The following is a 20,588-nucleotide window of genomic DNA, read 5'->3' as shown; positions in this document are numbered from 1 at the left end:
CGCCAGTATTGACTTTTGGCTGCTTATATCAAAATCATTGCCTCATGTGAAATTTCAGATTAGTAGCGTGATATTTCATATAGGGAGGATTTCATGACAATCGAACACGCTTCATCAGCCGAAGCCATGCGACGGCCATCCACCAATCGTCGCTGGTGGATCGGCGCTCTTCTCGCGCTCGGCGTCCTCGTCAATTATTTCGACCGGGTGAACCTGACGGTGGCTTCGCCCCTCATTCAGGACGATTTCAAAATCGGACCCGCCGAGATGGGCATCCTGTTCAGCGCCTTCGGCTGGACCTACGGCTTCCTGCAAATCCCCGTCGGCATGCTGCTGGATCGGTTCGGTATCCAACGCGTCATGCGATGGAGCACGTTTTCCTGGGGGATCGCTTCGGTCATCACCGCCTTCTCGACCGGTATGCAGTCACTATTTCTCTCCCGCATGCTTCTCGGCGTGGCGGAAACACCGGGCTTTCCGGCCAATTCGAAGGCGACCGGCTATTGGTTTCCGCGCCATGAGCGGGGCCTGGCAACGGCGCTCTTCGATGCGGCGGCAAAATTCTCCAACGTCATCGCCATTCCGCTGGTCGCATACCTCATGCTGCATTTCGGCTGGCGCGGTGGTTTTCTGGCGACCGCTATCATCAGTTTCATCTTCTTCGGGATGTTCTGGCTGTTTTATCGTGACCCGAGCGCCGACAGGAACCTCTCCAACGAGGAACGGGCTTACATAAAGGCCGGCGGCGCGGCACAGGAGGGCGAAGCCTCCGCCAATGCCGTTGGCATGCTCGGCTATCTCCTGCGCAATCGCAAGGTCTGGGGCCTTTCGATCGGCTTTGCCGCCTATGGCTATGCCTTCGCCCTCTTCATCTTCTGGCTCCCGGATTATCTGGTCAAGGAGATGCACATGGACATACTGAAATCGGCAAGTTTCACGACGATCCCCTGGATCTTCGCGACGATCTCGGACCTTTTGATCGGCGGCTGGCTGATCGACCATCTCATCCGCAAGGGCCACGATGAATCCCGCGTCCGCAAGACGATCATCGTCTTCGGCATGCTGATGGGTCTTGCCGTCGTCGGTGCAGGACTCACCGCCGATCCCTATTGGGCGATCCTCTGGATCACCATTTCGCTGAGCGGCCTTGCTGCCGCGGCACCGGCCGGATGGTCGATCCCCGCTCTCATCGCGCCGAAGGGCGGTGCCGCCACGATCGGCGGCATCATGAACTTTCTCAACAGCATGACCGGCATCGCAGCGCCGATCATCACCGGCTTCATCGTCGGCGCCACACAGTCCTTCAGCCGCGCCTTCCTGCTGGCCGGTGCAATGCTGGCGATCGGCATCGTCTCCTATGTCTTCGTCCTCGGTCGCATCGAGCCGATCGCCGATCCGAAAGCCTGATTTCGATCAAAGACCACGAAAGGGTTTCCCATGAAAATCACCAATGCGAAGGTCATCGTCTGCTCGCCCGGACGCAACTTCGTCACGCTCAAGATCGAGACGGACGAAGGGATTTACGGCATCGGCGATGCCACGGTGAACGGCCGCGAACTGGCCGTCGCTTCCTATCTGAGGGATCACCTCGTGCCCTGCCTCATCGGTCGCGACGCGTCGCAGATCGAGGACATCTGGCAGTATTTCTACAAGGGCGCTTATTGGCGCCGCGGCCCGATCACCATGGCGGCGATCGCCGCGGTCGACGTGGCGCTCTGGGACATCAAGGCCAAGGCAGCCAACATGCCGCTTTACCAGTTGCTTGGCGGCGCGAGCCGCACCCACATGCTGACCTATACCCATGCCAATGGCGAGACGATCGAAGAGACCAGCGACAAGGTCGCCGCCTTCAAGGAGCAGGGTTGGAAGGCGATCCGAGTCCAGAGCGCCGTTCCCGGTCTGCCGGTAACCTACGGCGTCGAAAAGGTAGGCTCGCTCGCCCAGGCGGAAGACAAGCCCCGCGAGACGCTCTGGGATACGCCGAGCTATCTTCGCTTCCTGCCAAAGCTCCTCGATCATCTGCGCGATCGCTTCGGTTATGAGCTCCATCTTCTCCACGATGTTCACCATCGCCTGACGCCACAGGAAGCGGCGGGGCTTGCGAAGGAGGTGGAGCGTCACAGGCTCTTCTGGCTTGAGGACGCCGTTCCGGCCGAAAACCAAGAGTCTTTCCGCCTCATCCGGCAGCATTCGACCACGCCGCTTGCGCTTGGCGAGGTTTTCAACTCGATCCACGATTGCCGCCAGCTGATCCAGGAGCAGCTGATCGACTATATCCGCACGACGCCGCTGCATGCCGGCGGCATCACCCATGTGCGGCGCATCGCCGATCTCGCCGGGCTCTATCATATCCGCACCGCCTGCCACGGTGCCGCCGACATGTCGCCAATCACCATGGGTGCGGCACTGCATTTCGATCGCTGGGTGCCGAACTTCGGCATTCAGGAATATGCCTTCCACCCGGACGAGGCGAAAAACGTCTTCCCGCACGAATGGCATCTGAAGGACGGCTATCTCTACAGCGGCGAGAAACCCGGCCATGGCGTCGATATCGACGAGAAGGCAGCCGAAAAGTACCCCTATCGGCGGGCCTATCTGGATGTCGCCAGGCTTTCAGACGGGACCATGTGGAGCTGGTGATTGCCCTGGGGCGGGCCGGCTCACCCAAGCCGGCCGGTTCTTTCAATTGACATCGCTTTCACGGATGCGGTCGGCAAGATCGAGGAAGTTCTGCCGCATCCGGCGCAATGTGAAGTCGAGGCCGAACAGACGACCGGTTTCGTTGAAGCCCATCAATTGCGCCTCTGCAGAATTCTGCAGGGCGCCGAATGCGCTCTCGAAGGCCTCGTCGCCGGTCGAAAGCACCTGAGGATCGATCTCACCGCCGGCACGCAGCGCCCTTCCGCAGGCTTCCGCAAAGCGAGCCTGCGCCTCGAGCATCTGTCCTGCCTGCGGCCCGATCGCCTCGACAATCGCCGGCGGGAAGGGTGTTTCCACGATGTGGCTGACATAGGTCATGTCATTGCGAATTCGCCAGAGCGAACGAGGAATGGCTTCCGAAATCCCATGCTTCGTCAACCAGAAGGCGCGCTCTCGCTGGGCATCGGTCAATAGGGTCTCCGTTGCCATCAGTGACTGGCGCAGCGCTATATTGGCCTCCGAGGCGGAGACCGGCTCGCCCTTCTCGACCGCCGATGCAAGGGTGCGCAATATCTGCGCCATGACGTCGAGGGCCGATCCGAAACGGTCGAGCACCACAGTCCGCGAGCGCGTTGGCAGGATGAACAGGCTGGCGAGCACGCCGACGACACCGCCCAGCGTGATCTCGGCGATGCGATCGATCACGAAGATCTCGACCGGAACCGCGGCGGAATGCGTCAGCATGACGATCGCCGCCGTCAGCCCGGCATTGCGCAAGCGAGGCACGCGTGCCGCCACAAAGCTTGAAAAGCCGACGACGCAGATGAGCGCGATCCCGATGGCGAGCGGCTCGTGCGGTGTGACGAACACCGCCGCCCCGCCAAGCACCGCCCCCGCAACAGTTGCTACCAGTCGATCGACAGCCATGCCGGCCGTGGCGCCGACAGAGGCCTGCATGACGATCAGCACAGTGAAGACCGCCCAATAGCCCTGCTGGAGATGCAGAAGCTGGGAGACGGCATAGGTAATCGTGCAGGCGATCATCACCCGCAGCGCCTGCACAGCGGCGCGCTTGGTCTGGATCAGCGATGTCTTGGGCTTGGACGGGGGTTGGCTTTGAGGCGATACGGGCTCGGTCATCGCGCAACTTTTGGTCTGAAAACGTATGCTGACAATGGCCGTTAGGGTCTTGCCCCTCCCCCTGCTGCAATGCCGATCGCGGCATGAATCCGCGACTTACAATGGCAGCATTCGGCTTGATATGGAAGGAGAGCGAAGAACGGCGAGCGCCCCGTCATCCACTGTTAAGCCGTGCCACCTTGGGGAGCACGGCTTAACCATAGTTACGGATCGGATTTTACGCTCAGACCGTAGCAGACGTCGGCGAGGTCTCATCAACGAGAACCTGGCGCAACCGTGCCTCCTGATCGGGCGAAAGCGAGGTGCGCAGCAAACGCGCATGCTCGCCCTTGAATTCCGCAAGCACCTTCTCGGGCTGAACCTTGCGGATCAGCAGGAAGAGCGCGGAACTATGCGCCGGAATAGTTTCGGCGAGCTTCTCGATGAGGCCGTCATCGATGCCGTAATCAGCCATCGATCCGGCAAGAGCGCCCGAACCCGCACCGATCGCGCCGCCGACGACCAGGCCGGCAAGAGGATTGAGGAAGATCAAGCCAACGAGCGAGCCCCAAAGCGCGCCCGAAAGGCCACCGCTTGCGGCGCCGGCCGCAGTCAGATTGACACTCTGCTTGAGACGGACCTTGCCGGACTCGTCGCGAACGGCGATGACGGCATCTTCCAGATCGATCAGATATTCCTTTTCGAGCTGAACAAGACGATTGAGAACAGCATCCGCCTTATCGGCATCGTCGAAACCAAGCACTATGAGTTCTGACATCGAAATCCTCCGGGTCGTGTTGTCGAGGCAAGAAGTAGGGCCTCGGGCCGATTAGTGAACAGCCGTGCTGATCAACCGGTAGGGATGAGTAGCATTGAACTGCGAGATCATTGCGACAGCCTGTTGCAGCAGCTCTTCAGCTTGCTCCAGATCATCACGTGCGAGTTCGTCGGCGTTGATACGGATTGCTTCCGCCATATTGGTGGAAAGCGCCGCAAACTGTTGATTGCCCTCGACAAGAGCTTCGCGCGCGTTGCCTTCCAGTGTCCTGGCGACATCGATGAGGATTTCCTCACGCTCTTCGACGCTGAGATCTTCGATGGTCTTTGTTCTGTCTTCCATTTTGGTCACTCCTAACAGACGTGATTGCAGCCGAGCTCATGAAGCCTCGACTATTACTCACTTAGGAAGACGCAAATTCAGGTTCAAGGTTCCCTTTTGCCCAACCCGCCGACCCCGAAAACGTAAAATCAGTTCGCATATCGCGCTTCCAGCAGGTCCAGCTCTCGCACGAGCTTTGCCGCAACCTCATTGCCAAGCTGCCTGGCCCGCAGCTTGCGGAAGATTTCCGTTCGCTCGGCGCGAACGGCCGCCAGCCGCAGCTCCAATTCGATATGCATGGTGCGCTTGGAGAGTGCGATCACCTCGCAGTCGATACGGAACAATGCGGCCACATGGGCGACAATGTAGAGGTGGAGCTCTAGTCAAGCCGGTAGCCATGCCGCAAATATGTGGCGGCATGGCTTGCATCAAGCCCTGAGAAGGGGCGCGTATTGCTATTCTTCCCATTCCTCGTCATCGGCGCAAAGCAGATCCACCAACGCTGCCACCTTACCGTCTGGCAGATGGCGACCTTCGCCGATCAAAGCCTCATCGCTGTTGACCCAGGCCCACGCCTCGGACAATTCCGTCGGCGTTGCGCCTGTCGCCACAATGTCGGCAATAAGGGTCTCGTCTACGGGGCCGAGTACGGTGGTGACGTCGTGTGAGGTCAATGTCATGTCCTGCTCCTCTTCCTGTTGGTCAGACCATGAGCATCTGCAGCATATAGAAAGCGCCCCGCGGACTTCCACCGGCATCGTCGGAATGGGCGACGCCATCTGCCTGCATAAGCGATTGATATATTTTGATATCACCTCAACTCGACCGCTAGAAAGCCTTTCGGGACTCAACAAGTAAGCATGATCAGGACCTTGGCACGTGTGAGGCAAATCCGAGCAGTGAAGAAACATTAGGTTTCTTACCTCACATGCCCCGCAAAAACGGCCGACATAGTTGGTTGGTAACGCTGGGCTGTCTCAACAGATATCCCCACATTTCTTTGGACCGCATCAGAGTTGGCTTATCCTCTCCTTTGAATGCGTCAATCAACTTAAGCCGCGGTTGATAGGAGAAAATTCTATCTTTTTGATATTCCAAGTCGACTTGTGCACGCGTATCTTCGTCGTCGCACACTGATACGTGGAAGATTCACGATGAAGGAAAGAATTGGCGGTAACGATCTAGCTATTTTCGGATTGGGCATCTTCGCCTCGGCGCCGTTCATCGTAGTTCTGTTGATTGGGGTGCAAATAGCGCCTGACTCGTTCAGCCCCCTAAAGTTTAGCACCTCAGATTTTGCTACGCTTACTGCGGGGATTATTGGCGCAACCATAGGTGGCGCAATTTCGTGGATGCTAGCGAGACAAGCTTCAGTAGAAACGCTTGCGCGAGATAGCGCCGCTCGGCTCGATGACCACAAATCAAAGGCACTGGCTATCCTGCTAAAGGCTCAGCTAATTACGAACGGCTTCTATACGAACAGAGAGTACATTCGCGCCGCACTCGTTAAGGCAAATCGAGATGGCAATCTGGCCCTAGAAATGTGGCTTATAGTCCAACAGAGGGTTGGAAGCTTCCTATCGCCAATCGAACTCAATGCAGCCGAGTTCATTCCGCTGATGCTTGCAGGAAAAGCTGCGCTGATAAACGAATGCACGCTTATGGCTCTGCGTTTTGATGTCATCGAGCAATCGATCGATACTTACAACAACCGACGCGAGGAACTTCAGCAAATGATGTTGAAATACTCTACGTTGGATCGATCGACTGGTCTGGTCATTACGGAAATACCGCGTGAAGAGCGATCCCCTTATGAGATAAAGGCCAAAGAAATCGAGGAGCTGATTCAGACCATATATAGAACCGCCAAGGAGGATTACATCCGCTCGAAAAAACTATGCGCTGATCTATCTTCAACTTTCCATGGATATTTTGGCGATAGCGTTTTCGCGAGACTAGACGATGTGGAAATCGATCCCCATAAACGAGCGGTGTCTTAAGTCGGGATTTCATGTCAGGCGCTCGCAAACATCCAAAGCCGGGCACCATCGCAAATGGTACCCGGTTGCGGAAAATATCGATCGAGCAGTGCTCGAAATGTCTATGGAGAACTACTCCGCCGCCACGGCAACGGCACCCCGAGTTTCCTCGAGCGCACGCACCAGCGGAATGACGTGCTTTCCGAAATACTCCACTTCCTCCTGGAAATGCAGGAAGCCGAGCAGGATCAGATCGGCACCGGCCTGCTTCAGAGCGATAATGCGCTCGGCAACTTGTTGCGGTGTTCCGATCAGATTGGAGCGGAAACCGTCATTATATTGTACCAGGTCGTCGAAGGAGGATTTCGCCCAATTGCCTTCGCCTTCCGGAGAGGCCTTGCCGGCATTCTTCACCTCATGACCGAAGGCCTTGACGGCTTCGGGATTGGCCTTCTCGACGATCTCGGCAAGGACCGCCTTCGCCTCTTCCTCGGTATCGCGGACGATGGCGAAGGCGTTGACGCCGACGCGCACGTGATGACCGTTCGTCTTCGCCTTGGACTGGATGTCATCGACCTGCTTGGCAATCTCCTCCGGCGTATTGCCGTTGGTAAAATACCAGTCGGACACGCGCGAAGCCATGTCACGCGCCGCCCGCGATGAACCGCCCTGGAAGATTTCGGGCTGCGGATCGATCGGCTTCGGCTTCAGCGAGTAATCGGTAAAGCGATAGAAATCGCCGCGGAAGGTGAAGCTGTCCTCGGACCAGATACCGCGCAGCGCCCGAATGAACTCTTCGGAACGGCGATAGCGCTCGTCGTGATCGAGCCAGTGCTCACCAATGGCAGCGAACTCGCCGCGGAACCAGCCGCTGACGATGTTGACGGCAACGCGTCCATTGGTGAGATGGTTGATCGTGGCAATCTGCTTGGCGGCAAGCGCCGGGTTCCAAGGCCCAGGCAGGATTGCCGCAATCACCTTCAGCTTGGTTGTCGATTCCAGCAGAGCATGGCTGAAGGAAACGGATTCATGCTGAAACTCAGCGCCGTAGCCTGCCGTGAAGCGGATCTGGCTCAGCGCATAGTCGAAACCACTCGCCTCGGCGATCTGCGCCAGCTTTCTGTTGTAGTCGATCGTCCAACTGGTGCGCTGCTCGATGTTAGAGATGACCAATCCGCCTGATACGTTCGGCACCCAATAGGCGAATTTCAAAGCTTCTCTGTTCGCATCGCTCATTGATATCTCCCGGTTTGAATTGTCCTCTGCCGAGCACAAGGATGAAGATCCCAACCCATCGCGATTATACTCTATAGATTTTATAGCTTATCGAACAAACCCATCCCAAGTTTCGGCTGTTTTGCGAAAAAGCTGCGTTGCGAACCTCGCTTTACGGGAATGGTGAGGTGAAAAGGACGGTTGGACCCTAAAGTTGGGTATCGGCGATAGAAAGCCATAATGCGGCCGCAAAACGGGCAAATCAAAAACTCGCCGTTCCGACCTCTTGATGGGGAGGTCGGCTCAAGATCGCATAGATCGCGAGCCGATTAGAATGTCGGGCCGGCTGCGCCGCCCTTCAGCGTGAAGTAAGCAAAGGCTGCTAGGAAAAATGCGATCACGGCCAGGATCGCAAGAAGACGCTTGAGCCAGGGAGGCGTTTGCCTCGGTGGCTTGGGTGTGGGACGACGTTCAAACTTGATGACATTATCAGACATGACAATCGATTAGCGAAGAACAAACGGTTTGCCAATCCGGTGCGAGCGCCAGGGATGCGACGTTTCGGCAATCGGCCAGACAGAGTACCCAATTCATCCGAACTCTCAATCTTGTCCGCAACGCTTCGGGGTGGCGGATATTGGATTGAAACTCACAAACCCCGAAGGTGCCTTCTTGAATATCCTCAATAAAATTCGCCCCTGGAGCCCGCAGCAGCGTGAATTGATTGTCCCCTTCCCCGCGGAAAAGGATCTGGCCGAACGCAAGTCCAAGGCAACGACCGCCGATGGCCCGGTCGTGGCATTTTTTACGGAGGGCAGTTTTTACGAGCAGGAAAAGGAGCGTATGGCCCACTCAGCAGAGCGGATCGGCCTGAAGGTATATGCAACGGCAGTGCCTAGCGCCGGCAGCTGGGTACTGAATGCCGGACTGAAACCCGGCTTCCTGCTGCAGGAAAGGGCGAGGCTGCGTGGACCCATGCTTTATGTCGACGTCGATGCTGTCTTCCACCGCAATCCCTGGCCGGAACTTCGCAAGCTCGAGTGCGACTTTGCGGTCTACTATGAAGGCGATGAACGTCTCATCAGCGCGACCATTCTCATCAACGATACACCCGGAGCGGCACAGCTGATCGAACGCTGGCGTGAAGGGTGCCTTGCCAAGCCTGATGTGTGGGACCAGGTCGTTCTGGAGGAGATCATCGCCGAAGATGCCGCAAGTGCGAAACCGCAGTTCCAGGTGGTTAAATTGCCTGCGTCCTTCTGCTGGATATTCGATCGGCTCGAAAATGGGCCTGTCGGCGAAGTCTTCATCGAGCAGCTACAGGCAAGCCGCGAGGCGACCAAGCGCAAGCGCTGGTTTGGCCGCATCGGCAAGCGCCTGAAGCGCCGTCGCGATCGTGTCGAGGAAATCGAGCGCGTCCTAAACGGTGACAATTGGGGCACGCTTCGAACGAGCCTGCAACAGGACCAAACCTGAATCACAGCATGTCGCCGAGCGCCCAATGGTTGTTCCATCGCGCATCGATCTCGTCCTCGACGTTTTGATAGCGAATGTCGGTAGAAAGACGCAGCCTGTGCTGGCTGTCCTGGTTGGTGGTGGAGGCGTGGATCATGAATGGTGAATGGAGCATAACGTCGCCGGCCTCATAATCGGCGACCAGCCAGCGCGTGTCGAAGCGCTCCGCCATGTCGGGTAGATCCTTCGAGACCCAGCCACCCTCCGTCATATTGCGGTTGAAGGCGCTGATACGTTCTTCGGGGCTCAGATCCTTATTCTGCTCGCTGAATTCGCGTTCCATCTCGGCGCCGATTGTGTGCGATCCCTCCAGATAGGTCAGCCCGCCCATTTCTACGGAGATGTCGCCGATCGGTATCCATGCGGTGACGATCCGGCTGGTGCCGCCGCGAAGATAGACCAGATCATAGTGAGCAGGCGTCGCCGTCGTCGTTCCCGGCCGGACATGGCGCATGATCTTGCGCTTGTGCAAATAGGAGATGCCCGACAGGAATTCGTCCATGAAGCGGGACAGACGTGGCTGCGCGCAAAAGCCCTCATAGGCGACAGAGCGGACGAGCGACATCAGGCAGCGATCGACATCCCGACCTTCGGGCGCCATGGCGGACGAGATACCATCTCGCGGATCGGTTCCGTCTTCGATCAGGCCCGTCTTCGCCATGTGACCAAAGACCCAGCCACGAAAGTCGATCACATACTGGCGCGGCAGGAAACCTTTGAGCCACACATAGCCATTTTCCTCGTAAAGCCGGCGGATTGCATCAACACCGATGCCCGGATCAGTTGGTGTCAGGTAGCCAAGCCGATCGGATGCGGCCGACAAGACCTTGCCGTTGGCGACAAGGCTGAGCTCGCGCTGGCGGACAGGCATAATCTGCATGGGGATTGACATTTCACTCGCCTATGACTTGCGTTGAATTGCCATTGAATCTAGCGCACATTGACTTTTTACTACATGGACGAAAATCATACTGGACTTTTCGCTCACAATGAGAACAGCAGAAGCTATCTATCGATCCCCTCTCGCAGCAGCCGGAGGATTAACCGTCACTGGCAGCGGAAGGCAGCATGCCATGCATGCCGTGAAAGCACGGAAGCTGCCGAGCTATGCGGTGGTTCTCGTCGAAAACGGCCAGGGTTTTATTGAGACGGATGCAGGCGGCCGACAAAGCGTGAAAGGCCCTGCGCTCTTCTGGCTCTTTCCCAATCGCCAGCACTCATACGGCCCCGATGCCGAAGGCTGGAATGAGCGATGGGCACTGTTCGAAGGGTCTTTCGTGCGCGATTTCATCCGCTTGCGTCTCATCAGCGAACAGAACCCGCTCACAGTTCTTCGCAATAATGACGGCCTACAACGTCTCTTCGGCAATATTCATGCCGACCTTATTGAGGATACCAACCTCTCGAGAGCATCTGCCGCATCCGCTCTACATCAGATCGTCATTCTGGTGGCGCGGCAGGCAAGCCAGGCCACATCCTCTCTGCAAGAAGGATCCGATACGGGCGAAATTATCGAGGCGCTTCGCAAACGGGCGCTGCAATCCCTCGACATTGCTGCCTTTGCCGCCGAACATGGGATGTCACCCGCAACGCTGCGCCGAAAAATCACCGCGGAAGTTGGGTTGCCGCCGAAAGCTTTTCAGCTTCGCGTCCGCATGGACCATGCCAAAGAGCTACTGACGACGACCGATGACAAGATCGAGATCATCGCATCGCGGGTCGGTTTCGATGATCCATTCTACTTCTCCCGTCTGTTCCACGAACGCGAAAACTGTACACCACGCGAATTCCGCATGCGTTACCGAAGACGCTGACCGATTGGATATGTCGAGCAGGTTTAACGGTCGCCCTCTGTTACGCCGCGTCGTTACCCGATGGTTGTCGCTCCAAATTCCGGCGCCGCCAGGCCGCCGGCGCCTCCCCAACCCGCTTGCGAAAAAAGCGCGAGAAATAGGCGGGATCTTCAAAGCCGACCTCGCGGCCAATGTCCTCGACGGAGCGAATGGTAAACATCAGCAGGCGCTTGGCCTCCAGCAGCCGCCGGTCCAAAAGCATCTCCTTGACAGTATGGCCGAACACCTCGCGCGACGCCTTGTCGAGCAGGTGCGGTGTCGTGGCCAGCAGATCGACATAGTTGCCCACCGGCCAATCGCTCTTGTAATGCCGGTCGACGGCGCTGCGCAGCGCCAGGGCAAGCGTGACCATGGGCGAGGCCGATGGCAGCGCCGCGCTGCCACCGAGCCGGTTCATCAGCGACAGCACGACGCCGATCAACCCCAGCATGACCTTTTCGCTCTGGCCGCCGCGTTCACGGTATTCGGCGCTCACCATTTGCAGCAGCGTGTCGACCTTTTGCCAGGAAGGATCATCCGGTCGCGCCGTCAGAAAGGTCGGCATGTCGAGGCTCAGATCCACCTGGGATGCCAGCGCCTTCAGCGTGTCATCCGACACTGACACCACGATGGCATCGGACTGATCGTCGACCTCGAACCCGTGGATGATATTGCTCGGCACGAAACTGATCGTTGGAGCGGAAAAATTCCAAGTCCTATCCTCGATACGATAGCGACCGCCGCCCTTGTACCAATAGGTGATCTGCCCCATCAGCGGATGTTTGTGAGACGCAACATGTCCAAAATGCAGCGTTTTACGGTCCATGACCGTCTCCACATGCAGGAATCCGACATCAAGCGCCCGGCTTGGCACGCCATAGACAAAGAAATTCGGAATTTCGTTCTTCTGCGACATGCCGGAAAAAGTACCAGCGAATTGCCCCCTTTGTCCATGGCCGCGCCAAGGCGTCAGACGTAGCATCAATCATGATCTCAAGGGAGGAATACGAGATGCGAGCTGAAGATCACCGCAGCGACAAGACCCGTCCGTTTACCGGCGCCGAATATCTGGAAAGCCTGCGCGACGGCCGCGAAGTCTATATCAACGGCGAGCGCATCGCCGACGTGACGGCGCATCCCTCGATGCGCAATTCCGTCCGTTCGCTGGCGCGCATGTATGACGCGCTACATGACGAGAAGACCAAAGAGCGCCTGACCTCGCCGACCGATACCGGATCGGGCGGCTATACCCACAAATACTTCCGGGTTGCGAAATCCTCTACGGAGCTTGTGGCACAGCAGGGCGCCATCGCCGATTGGGCACGCATGTCCTATGGCTGGATGGGCCGCACTGCCGATTACAAGGCAGCCCTCATGAACACGCTCGGCGCCAATGCCGACTGGTACGGGCCGTTCAAGGACAACGCGCTCTCCTGGCACAAGCGTGCCCAGGAATCCGTACTCTTCATGAACCATGCGATCGTCAATCCGCCGATCGACCGCCACAAGCCGGCCGATGCCGTCAAGGACGTCTTCGTCCACATCACCAAGGAAACCGATGCCGGCATCTATGTCTCCGGCGCCAAGGTGGTGGCAACGTCTTCGGCCCTCACCCACTATAATTTCCTCGCGCAAAGCTCGGCGACAGTCACGGAAGACCCGTCGCTCTCGGTCATGTTCATCGTTCCGATGAATGCACCCGGGATCAAGATGTTCTGCCGCGTTTCCTATGAGCAGACGGCGAATACCGTAGGCCATCCCTTCGACTATCCGCTATCGTCGCGCTTCGACGAGAACGATGCGATCCTGGTGCTCGATAATGTCTTCGTACCCTGGGAGGACGTGCTGGTGTTGCGCGATGCGGCCAAGATCCTCTCCTTCCACCCGGCCTCGGGCTTCATGCATGGCTATTGCTTCCAGGGCTGCACGCGTTTTGCCGTCAAGCTCGACTTCATTGCCGGGCTGCTCGCCAAGGCATTGCGCGCTACGGGCGGCGATGCCTTCCGCGGCAATCAGGCGGCACTCGGGGAAATCATCGCGCTTCGCCACATGTTCTGGTCCTTCTCCAATGCGATGGCCTACAATCCGCAGCCCTGGGCAAATGGCGCTGTATTGCCGAACATGGAGGCCGCGCTCTCCTACCGCACCTTCATGTCGGAGGCCTATCCGCGCGTCATCGAAACCGTGCGCAGGGTCATCGCCTCGGGCCTGATCTACCTGCCCTCCTCCGCCAAGGACTTCGGCAATCCGGAGATCGACCGCTATCTCGCCCAATATGTGCGCGGGTCCAACGACATGGGCCATATCGAACGCATCAAGATCATGAAACTGCTCTGGGATGCCACAGGCACCGAATTCGGCGGGCGTCATGCCCTTTACGAGCTTAACTATGCCGGCGCGCCGGAGGAAGTCCGCCTGCAGGTGCTGAAAGGCGCCGAGCGCGGCGGCCGGTTGAAAGAGATGGAAGCGTTGGTCGATCAGTGCATGAGCGACTACGATGAAAACGGCTGGACCGGAGACACCTGGCTCCCACCGCTCGGCGAGACCTCCCCCGTCCGCAATGCCGCTGAGTGAGGCCGTTGTCATGGAGGAGCAACTCTCGAAAACCGAATTCCGCAACGCCATGGCAAGGGTTTGCGCGCCGGTCAACGTGATCACGACAAATGGCCCTGCCGGCCGCGGCGGCTTCACGGCAACCGCCATGTGCAGCGTCACCGACGAACCGCCGACGCTGCTGGTCTGCATGAACAGCCGCTCGGCGCAAACAAGCCTCTTCCTCGATAACCGTCGCTTCTGCGTCAATGTCCTGACGCAGGAGCACAAGGAATTGGCCGGCTATTTCGCCGGCCAGCGTGCCGACATGGAGGAGCGCTACGCTGCAGCGGAATGGATCAATTTCCGCTCCGGCAGCCAGGCGCTCTCCGATGCCATCGTCTCCTTCGATTGCCGGCTGACCGAAGCGCGCCTTGTCGGCACGCACCATATCTTCATCGGCGAGGTGATGGATATTCGCAGCCGCAAGGACGGACATGCACTGCTCTATTTCGACCGCAACTATGTGCATGTGCCGACCCAGACGGGCAGCTTCGGCGGCTAGCCGTCGAAGGTTTGACGAGTAACCGCCAGAAATAGAAACAGAGTGCCGACGATCACGCGGCACCCTGTTTGCATGCGAGAATACCTTTAGAGCTGAATCCAAGCCGTCTTCAGGTCGATATATTTGTCGAGCGCATGCAGCGACTTGTCATGGCCATTGCCGGATTGCCTGACACCGCCGAGAGGCACGCTGTTATCGGCGCCGCCATAGGTGTTGACATGCACCACGCCGGCGCGAATACCCCGCACCATCCGGTGGGCTCGCGACAGGTTCGATGTCCAGACGGCCGAGGCAAGGCCATATTCCGTGGCATTGGCGATCTCAAGCGCTTCCGCTTCCGTCTCGAAAGGAATGATCGAGAGGATTGGCCCGAACACCTCTTCTCGCGCCAAGGTCATCGATGGTGTTACGTCGAAGACAGCGGGCCGCATATAGTATCCGCCCGTCTCCTCGAGAATGCGTGAACCGCCGGTGCGCAGCGATGCGCCTTCCGACAGCGCCTGAGAGACATAGCCAAGGTCTTTCTTCAGCTGGATCTCGCTGGAGATGGCCCCCGCTTCCGTCGTCAGATGCAGGGGGTCGCCGACTTTCATGGCCTCGGCGATGCGGGCGACCTTCTCGGAGAAGGCCGCATGGATCGACTTCTCGACCAGTAGCCGCGAGCCGGCGACACAGACCTGGCCAGAATTGCGGAAGATGCCATAGGCCGACACCTTGGCTGCCTGATCAAGATCGGGCGCATCAGCAAAGACGATATTCGGTGACTTGCCACCAAGCTCCAGATAGACGCGCTTCAGGTTGGAATGCGCCGAATATTCCAAGAGCCGCCGCCCGATCGGGCCGGAGCCGGTGAAGGCGAGCACATCGATATCCATGTGCAGCCCCAGCGCCTCACCGCAGATTGCGCCACGGCCGGTGACGACGTTGAAGACGCCTTCGGGCAATCCCGCTTCCGCGCAAATTTCCGCAAGCCTCAGAAGCGTCAACGACGCGCCCTCTGCAGGCTTCAGCACCACGGAATTGCCGGCGGCAAGCGCCGGCGCAATCTTCCAGGCGCCGATCATCATCGGGAAATTCCAGGGCACGATGGCGGCCACGACGCCGATCGGCTCGCGGTGGACGAGGCCGAGAATGTTCTCGGCCGTCGGCGCGATCTCGCCATAGACCTTGTCGATCGCCTCGGCATAGTAGCGGAAGGTGCCGGCGGCACTGCCGGGCTCGGCCTTCAGCGCCATCGAGATTTCCGTGCCGTTGTCGCGCACGCCGAGCACGGCGAGTTCAAGCGCGTTCTTCTCGATCAGTTCGGCAATTTTCAGCAGCACCTTCTTGCGTTCGGCCGGTGCCGCCTTCGACCAGCTGCCCCTTTCGAAGGCCTGACGCGCGGCCTTGACGGCGAGATCGACATCTTCAGTGCCGGCATCGGCAATCGTGGTCAGCCGCGTACCGTCGATTGGCGAAATGACGTCCATCACAGCACCGCTGGCCGGCTGGCGCCACGCGCCGCCCATGAACAATGCCTGCGGGGAAACGGATAATGTCCGGAGCTGGTCGATCTTGTCCTGCATCTCATTCTCTCGCGAAAAAGGGTGGCGGGTTTCCCCGCCACCGCGATTGGAACTGGTTCAAGCTTCCTGGCCGGCACCGAGGCGGGCATAGCTTGCCGCATCCGACGACTTCAGACGAGCCGCAGCGATGAAGCCGATGATGCCTGCGATCAGCACGAGCCCCGGTAACAAGATGGCCAGCACGCCATTGGCACCGGCGATCGCGCCGAAATTCGCCGAGATATAATAGACCAGCGCCAGAAGGATAAGGCCTATCACGATCGGCAGCACCTTAATCGCCAGGACATTACGCTCGAGCCCCGGATTGCGGCTGAAGAACACCACGATCGAGAAGGCGGTGAAAGCCATCAGCAGGATGATTGCGAGCGTCGCGACATTCGTAAGCCACGAGAAAAGCGCCAGCACTGGGTCCTGACCCGTAGTCGCAAAGAGCGCGACGACGAGCACGGCAATGACAGTCTGAATGATCGAACCGACGTGCGGGCTCTGGAAGACCGGATGCGTGACGCCGACCGACTTCGGCAGCAAACCTTCGCGCCCGGCGACATACATGTAGCGTGCAACGCCATTGTGGAAGGCGAGGATGCCGGCAAACAGGCTGGTGATGAAGAGAACGCTCATCACGACGGTGATCCAGTGGCCGACATAGCGCTCGGCAAGGCCGAAGAGAAAGGTCGTGGGATCGGCTAGGCCCTGCAGAGTCGGCACAAGCTTGTCGACGCCGGCGCCGGTTACCATCAGCCAGGACGTCAGCATATAGAAGATGCCGATGATGAGAACGGAGATATAGGTCGCACGCGGCACGGTCTTTTCCGGTTCGCGAGCCTCTTCACTGTAAATGGTCGTCGCTTCGAAGCCGATGAAGGCGGCGAAGCAGAAGAGGAGACCGATGGCCGGCGTTCCGCTCCAGAAGGCGGTTGGCGTGAAAGGTGCTGCGGAAAGACCAGCATCGCCGCCCTTTACGAAGATCGCGGCGTCGATGACGAGCACGACAAGATACTCGAGAATGACCAGTACCGTCAGCACCTTCGCCGATAGATCGACGCGGCGATAGCCGAAAACGGCAACGAAGGCGATGCCGACAAAGCTCCAGACCCACCAGGGAAGATCGATGCCGAGCTGCTCGGCAAAAAAGCCCTTGGTCGCCGCCCCGAAAAGCCCGAGGACGCCCACCTGCATGGCATTGTAGGCGAGAATGGCAATGAGCGCGGCGGCACCACCCATGAGGCCGCCAAGGCCCTGAGCCGTGTAGGCATAGAAGGCGCCAGCATTTCTTATATGGCGCGCCATGGCGACGTAACCGACTGCAAACAACAGCAGGATGCCCGTCACCAGCAGGAAGGTGAGCGGAATACCCGGCCCGTTGCCGAGCATCATGGACAGCGGCACGCCGCCGGCAACCGCCGTCAGCGGCGCCGCGGCCGAAACCACGAGGAAGGTCACGGCACCGACGCCGAGACTGTTTTTGCGCAGCTGGTTTTCAGCCGCGCCTTGCGAATTTTGCGTGTTCATCTGCGTTCGTTCCCCTTGTTTAAGAACATCCGATCATCGCCGCGATTGCACGCGTACGACCTCCACCAAAAACCGGACTGACGAGCGGGGCTTATGCTTTTGTTGATTTTGCCGCCGTCAGCGCTTATGGTTCATTATTTGAACCACAGCTTCAAATATAGACTTGCAAACATTGCCGGCCTCTGTCAAGTTATTTCGCATGTTAAGTATCTTGGGTCGCTGCTATCGTGCTGCGGCGCAGGGTCAGCAAGCTGATTTGACGGAAAGCCACGGCTGGACGCACAAAATCAAAAACTGACCAACCCAAGAGGAGGAATGATGAGCACGATCGGAAAGGCGCTGGCATTGCTGGACACCCTGTCACGGCTGGACAAGGAGGCGGGTCTGACCGACATCGCCCGCCTGTGCGCGCTGGATAAGGCGACGGCGCGACGCTTTCTGGTGGAGCTGGAAAAACACGGCTTCGTAGAGCAGGATCAGGATACGCGCCGCTATCGCATCGGCTCGGCGCCGGTTCGCCTCGCTCGTATCCGGGAAGCACGCTTTCCTTTCCTGCGGGTCGCCATCCCCTTCATCAAGACGCTCGCCGAATCATCGACCGAAACCGTGCACCTATCGGAATTTTCGGGCGGACAGCTCTCGACCATTCACGTGGAGGATTCGCCGCGCGCGCATCGCATTATCGTCGATGTCGGAAGCCTCCTGCCCTTCCATGCTACGGCATCCGGTCTTGCATACCTAGCCTTCAGCCCGCGGGCGGAAATCGACGCGGCGCTCAAGAAGCCGCTGGAGAAATTTACCGACCACACCGTCATCGATTCTCAGTTGGTGCGTGACATGCTCGACGAGACGACTGCCCGCGGCTTTTCCATCAGTGACCAGGGACTCGAAGCGGGCGTCATCAGCACGGCCGCGCCGGTACGCACACCGAGCGGCCGTCCAATCGGCTGCGTTGCCGTCGCTGCCCCGCTCTCGCGCACGACCAAGGCTGCCATTCAAGACTTCGGCACCCAGGCCGTCGCCACGGCCAACGCCATCTCAGAAAAATATTACGGGTCGGAAAGACCCATGGGAACCATCGCAAAAATCAGGAGGACAGATTGATGAGCCCTGCGGCTCCCCTGCCAAGGATACTCGTCATCGGAACCGGTGACACCAAATGCGACGAACTGCAATTCATGGCGTCCGTCATCAGGGAAGCCGGCGGCCAGCCGGCCATGATGGACGTCAGCATTCTCGGCGATCCGCCTTACAGCCCAGATTACTCCAAGCATGATATCGCGAAAGCCGCCTCCACCACGATCGAGGCGATCGCCGAAAGCGGCGATGAAAACAGCGCCATGGCAGCCATGGCAAAGGGCGCATCAGCGCTGACGCGACGTCTCTACGACGACGGGCTGGTCGATGGCATCATCGTGCTCGGCGGCTCCATGGGCACGGATCTGGCGCTCGATGTCGCCGCCGTCCTGCCGCTCGGCGTCCCGAAATTCGTGGTTTCGACGATTGCCTACTCCCATCTCATTCCGCCTGAACGGATTGCGCCCGATCTGATGATGATCCTGTGGGCCGGCGGTCTCTACGGCCTAAACAGCATCTGCCGCTCCGTGCTCTCACAGGCCTGCGGCGCGGTCGTCGGAGCTGCCAAGCACGGCACCAAGCCAGATCGCGAACGACCGCTCGTCGGCATAACGTCGCTCGGCTCATCCTGCCTGAAATATATGAAGTATCTGCGGCCCGAACTGGAAAAGCGCGGCTATGACGTCGCCGTATTCCATTCCACCGGCATGGGGGGACGTGCCTATGAGGCGATCGCCGCGAAGGGCGACTTTGCCGCCGTCTTCGACTTCTGCATCCAGGAGGTCAGCAATCATCATTATAGCAGCGTCGTTACCTCCGGACCGGACCGGCTCGAAAATGCAGGACGCGCCGGCATTCCGCAGCTCGTCGCCCCCGGCGCCGTCGACATGGTCGATCTGCAGGCGTGGCAGGAGCTGCCTGCAATCTTTGCCGATCGTCCCTATCACGCTCATAACCGGCTGATCGGATCGGTCACGACATCGCCGGAAGGTCGGCGCAAAGTCGCGCGGCTGATCGGGGAAAAACTGAAACGCGCCGATGCGAAGGTCGCCTTCCTCCTGCCGACCGAGGGCTTGCAGGAATGGGACAAGCCTGAAGAGCCGCTGCATGATCCGGAAGGCCTCGACGCCTTCATCGACGAGATGCGCCGCGCCGTTCCGCCTTCCGTGACCCTGCGGGAGATCGATGCCCACATCAACGCGCCGGCCTTTTCGGCCGCCGCACTCGCCATCTTCGATCAATGGGTGGCCGAAGGCGTCATTCCGGAGGGACGGCCATGACACAGGACCGCGCGCTTATCCTCGATTTCGGCGGCGTCGTCACCCGCACCCTCTTCGAGACACATGACATCACCGAGCGCACGCTCGGCCTTCCCGAGGGATCGCTGACCTGGCTCGGGCCGTTCGACACGACGACGGACCCGCTCTGGGTTGCGATGCAGAACCGCGAGATCACCGAACGGGACTATTGGCTCAAACGCACGAACGAAGTCGGCAAGCTTGTCGGGGAAAACTGGACGGACATGCAGACCTTCGTGCGCCGGGCGCGCGGAGCCGAACCGGAGCTGGTTCTGCGCCCGGAAGCCCGCGACGCCATCCTGCGTGCGAAGGAAGCCGGCCTCAAGCTGGCGATCCTGTCGAACGAGCTCGACCTCTTCTATGGCGTCGAGTTCCGCCAGCGTTTTCCGCTGATCGAGCTTTTCGACGTCATCGTCGATGCCACCTACACGAAGATCCTGAAACCCGATCCCCGTGCCTACGAGCTCGTTCTTGCCGAGCTCAACTTGCCGCACGAGGCCTGCGTCTTCGTCGACGACCAGAAGAAGAACATCGAGGGCGCCGAAGCCGTGAGCCTGCCGCACGTGCATTTCGACGTGACCCGCCCTGCCGAAAGCTATGCCCGCGCACTTGCCATGCTGGGGCTCTGAACAAAGAGGAA

At 59.0% G+C, this 20,588-nt stretch carries 20 protein-coding genes; 10 read left to right on the top strand and 10 right to left on the bottom strand.

Annotated elements, in window-relative coordinates:
* The first annotated feature begins 93 nt into the window (after positions 1-93).
* Positions 94-1,407: an MFS transporter gene (locus tag GA0061100_RS13070; RefSeq protein WP_083961330.1), complete on the top strand. Its 1,314-nt coding sequence runs from the start codon at positions 94-96 to the stop codon at positions 1,405-1,407.
* A gap of 30 nt (positions 1,408-1,437) precedes the next feature.
* Complete coding sequence (manD, locus tag GA0061100_RS13065; protein ID WP_075853114.1) at positions 1,438-2,640, top strand: D-mannonate dehydratase ManD; 1,203 nt, start codon at positions 1,438-1,440, stop codon at positions 2,638-2,640.
* A 42-nt stretch (positions 2,641-2,682) separates the two neighbouring features.
* Here the strand turns inward: manD and GA0061100_RS13060 are convergent, their stop codons facing one another.
* The 5 genes from GA0061100_RS13060 to GA0061100_RS13040 all read right to left on the bottom strand — a co-directional run bounded on the left by GA0061100_RS13060 (position 2,683) and on the right by GA0061100_RS13040 (position 5,538).
* Positions 2,683-3,780, bottom strand: a complete 1,098-nt coding sequence (locus GA0061100_RS13060; RefSeq protein WP_083961329.1) for an FUSC family protein — start codon at positions 3,778-3,780, stop codon at positions 2,683-2,685.
* Between the two features lie 223 nt (positions 3,781-4,003).
* Positions 4,004-4,537, bottom strand: coding sequence for a DUF1269 domain-containing protein (locus tag GA0061100_RS13055; RefSeq protein ID WP_075853113.1), 534 nt, complete (start codon positions 4,535-4,537; stop codon positions 4,004-4,006).
* 51 nt (positions 4,538-4,588) lie between these two features.
* Positions 4,589-4,879: a hypothetical protein gene (locus tag GA0061100_RS13050; protein ID WP_075853112.1), complete on the bottom strand. Its 291-nt coding sequence runs from the start codon at positions 4,877-4,879 to the stop codon at positions 4,589-4,591.
* 128 nt (positions 4,880-5,007) lie between these two features.
* Positions 5,008-5,202, bottom strand: a complete 195-nt coding sequence (locus tag GA0061100_RS13045) for a hypothetical protein (RefSeq protein WP_143525425.1) — start codon at positions 5,200-5,202, stop codon at positions 5,008-5,010.
* Positions 5,203-5,313: 111 nt separating this feature from the next.
* Complete coding sequence (locus GA0061100_RS13040; protein ID WP_075853110.1) at positions 5,314-5,538, bottom strand: hypothetical protein; 225 nt, start codon at positions 5,536-5,538, stop codon at positions 5,314-5,316.
* A 474-nt stretch (positions 5,539-6,012) separates the two neighbouring features.
* On the opposite strand from GA0061100_RS13040, the gene GA0061100_RS13035 reads away from it, so the two are divergent.
* Positions 6,013-6,858, top strand: coding sequence for a hypothetical protein (locus tag GA0061100_RS13035; protein WP_075853109.1), 846 nt, complete (start codon positions 6,013-6,015; stop codon positions 6,856-6,858).
* 111 nt (positions 6,859-6,969) lie between these two features.
* Here the strand turns inward: GA0061100_RS13035 and sfnG are convergent, their stop codons facing one another.
* Positions 6,970-8,073, bottom strand: coding sequence for a dimethylsulfone monooxygenase SfnG (gene sfnG / locus GA0061100_RS13030; protein ID WP_075853108.1), 1,104 nt, complete (start codon positions 8,071-8,073; stop codon positions 6,970-6,972).
* 621 nt (positions 8,074-8,694) lie between these two features.
* Between sfnG and GA0061100_RS13025 the strand changes: the two genes are divergently transcribed.
* Complete coding sequence (locus GA0061100_RS13025; protein ID WP_075853107.1) at positions 8,695-9,528, top strand: putative nucleotide-diphospho-sugar transferase; 834 nt, start codon at positions 8,695-8,697, stop codon at positions 9,526-9,528.
* A 1-nt stretch (position 9,529) separates the two neighbouring features.
* On the opposite strand, the gene GA0061100_RS13020 is transcribed toward GA0061100_RS13025, so the two are convergent.
* Complete coding sequence (locus GA0061100_RS13020) at positions 9,530-10,459, bottom strand: phytanoyl-CoA dioxygenase family protein (RefSeq protein ID WP_075853106.1); 930 nt, start codon at positions 10,457-10,459, stop codon at positions 9,530-9,532.
* Between the two features lie 97 nt (positions 10,460-10,556).
* Here GA0061100_RS13020 and GA0061100_RS13015 point away from each other — a divergent pair, with 97 nt between their 5' ends.
* Positions 10,557-11,381: a helix-turn-helix domain-containing protein gene (locus GA0061100_RS13015; protein WP_075853105.1), complete on the top strand. Its 825-nt coding sequence runs from the start codon at positions 10,557-10,559 to the stop codon at positions 11,379-11,381.
* Positions 11,382-11,421: 40 nt separating this feature from the next.
* Here the strand turns inward: GA0061100_RS13015 and GA0061100_RS13010 are convergent, their stop codons facing one another.
* Positions 11,422-12,315 (bottom strand): helix-turn-helix domain-containing protein, encoded by an 894-nt coding sequence (locus GA0061100_RS13010; protein ID WP_075853104.1) that lies wholly within the window; start codon positions 12,313-12,315, stop codon positions 11,422-11,424.
* Between the two features lie 95 nt (positions 12,316-12,410).
* On the opposite strand from GA0061100_RS13010, the gene GA0061100_RS13005 reads away from it, so the two are divergent.
* Positions 12,411-13,973: a 4-hydroxyphenylacetate 3-hydroxylase N-terminal domain-containing protein gene (locus GA0061100_RS13005; protein ID WP_075853103.1), complete on the top strand. Its 1,563-nt coding sequence runs from the start codon at positions 12,411-12,413 to the stop codon at positions 13,971-13,973.
* 10 nt (positions 13,974-13,983) lie between these two features.
* On the top strand, positions 13,984-14,496 hold the full coding sequence (locus GA0061100_RS13000; RefSeq protein ID WP_015342805.1) for a flavin reductase: 513 nt from the start codon (positions 13,984-13,986) through the stop codon (positions 14,494-14,496).
* Between the two features lie 86 nt (positions 14,497-14,582).
* Here GA0061100_RS13000 and GA0061100_RS12995 read toward each other — a convergent pair whose 3' ends face one another.
* Positions 14,583-16,061 (bottom strand): aldehyde dehydrogenase, encoded by a 1,479-nt coding sequence (locus tag GA0061100_RS12995; protein ID WP_075853102.1) that lies wholly within the window; start codon positions 16,059-16,061, stop codon positions 14,583-14,585.
* Positions 16,062-16,118: 57 nt separating this feature from the next.
* On the bottom strand, positions 16,119-17,573 hold the full coding sequence (locus GA0061100_RS12990; RefSeq protein WP_075853101.1) for an APC family permease: 1,455 nt from the start codon (positions 17,571-17,573) through the stop codon (positions 16,119-16,121).
* A gap of 318 nt (positions 17,574-17,891) precedes the next feature.
* Here GA0061100_RS12990 and GA0061100_RS12985 point away from each other — a divergent pair, with 318 nt between their 5' ends.
* Genes GA0061100_RS12985 through GA0061100_RS12975 form a run of 3 tightly spaced genes read left to right on the top strand, consistent with a single transcriptional unit; the run spans position 17,892 to position 20,577 of the window.
* On the top strand, positions 17,892-18,677 hold the full coding sequence (locus GA0061100_RS12985; protein WP_075853100.1) for an IclR family transcriptional regulator: 786 nt from the start codon (positions 17,892-17,894) through the stop codon (positions 18,675-18,677).
* Positions 18,677-19,930: a Tm-1-like ATP-binding domain-containing protein gene (locus GA0061100_RS12980; protein ID WP_075853099.1), complete on the top strand. Its 1,254-nt coding sequence runs from the start codon at positions 18,677-18,679 to the stop codon at positions 19,928-19,930. The genes GA0061100_RS12985 and GA0061100_RS12980 overlap by 1 nt, the downstream gene beginning before the upstream one ends.
* On the top strand, positions 19,927-20,577 hold the full coding sequence (locus tag GA0061100_RS12975) for an HAD family hydrolase (protein WP_075853098.1): 651 nt from the start codon (positions 19,927-19,929) through the stop codon (positions 20,575-20,577). Before GA0061100_RS12980 ends, GA0061100_RS12975 begins: the two co-directional genes overlap by 4 nt.
* The last annotated feature ends 11 nt before the right edge of the window (positions 20,578-20,588 follow it).

The organism is Martinezella hainanensis, assembly GCF_900094555.1.
Taxonomy (GTDB): domain Bacteria; phylum Pseudomonadota; class Alphaproteobacteria; order Rhizobiales; family Rhizobiaceae; genus Rhizobium; species Rhizobium hainanense.
This window is presented reverse-complemented; position numbering and strand designations above follow the sequence as displayed.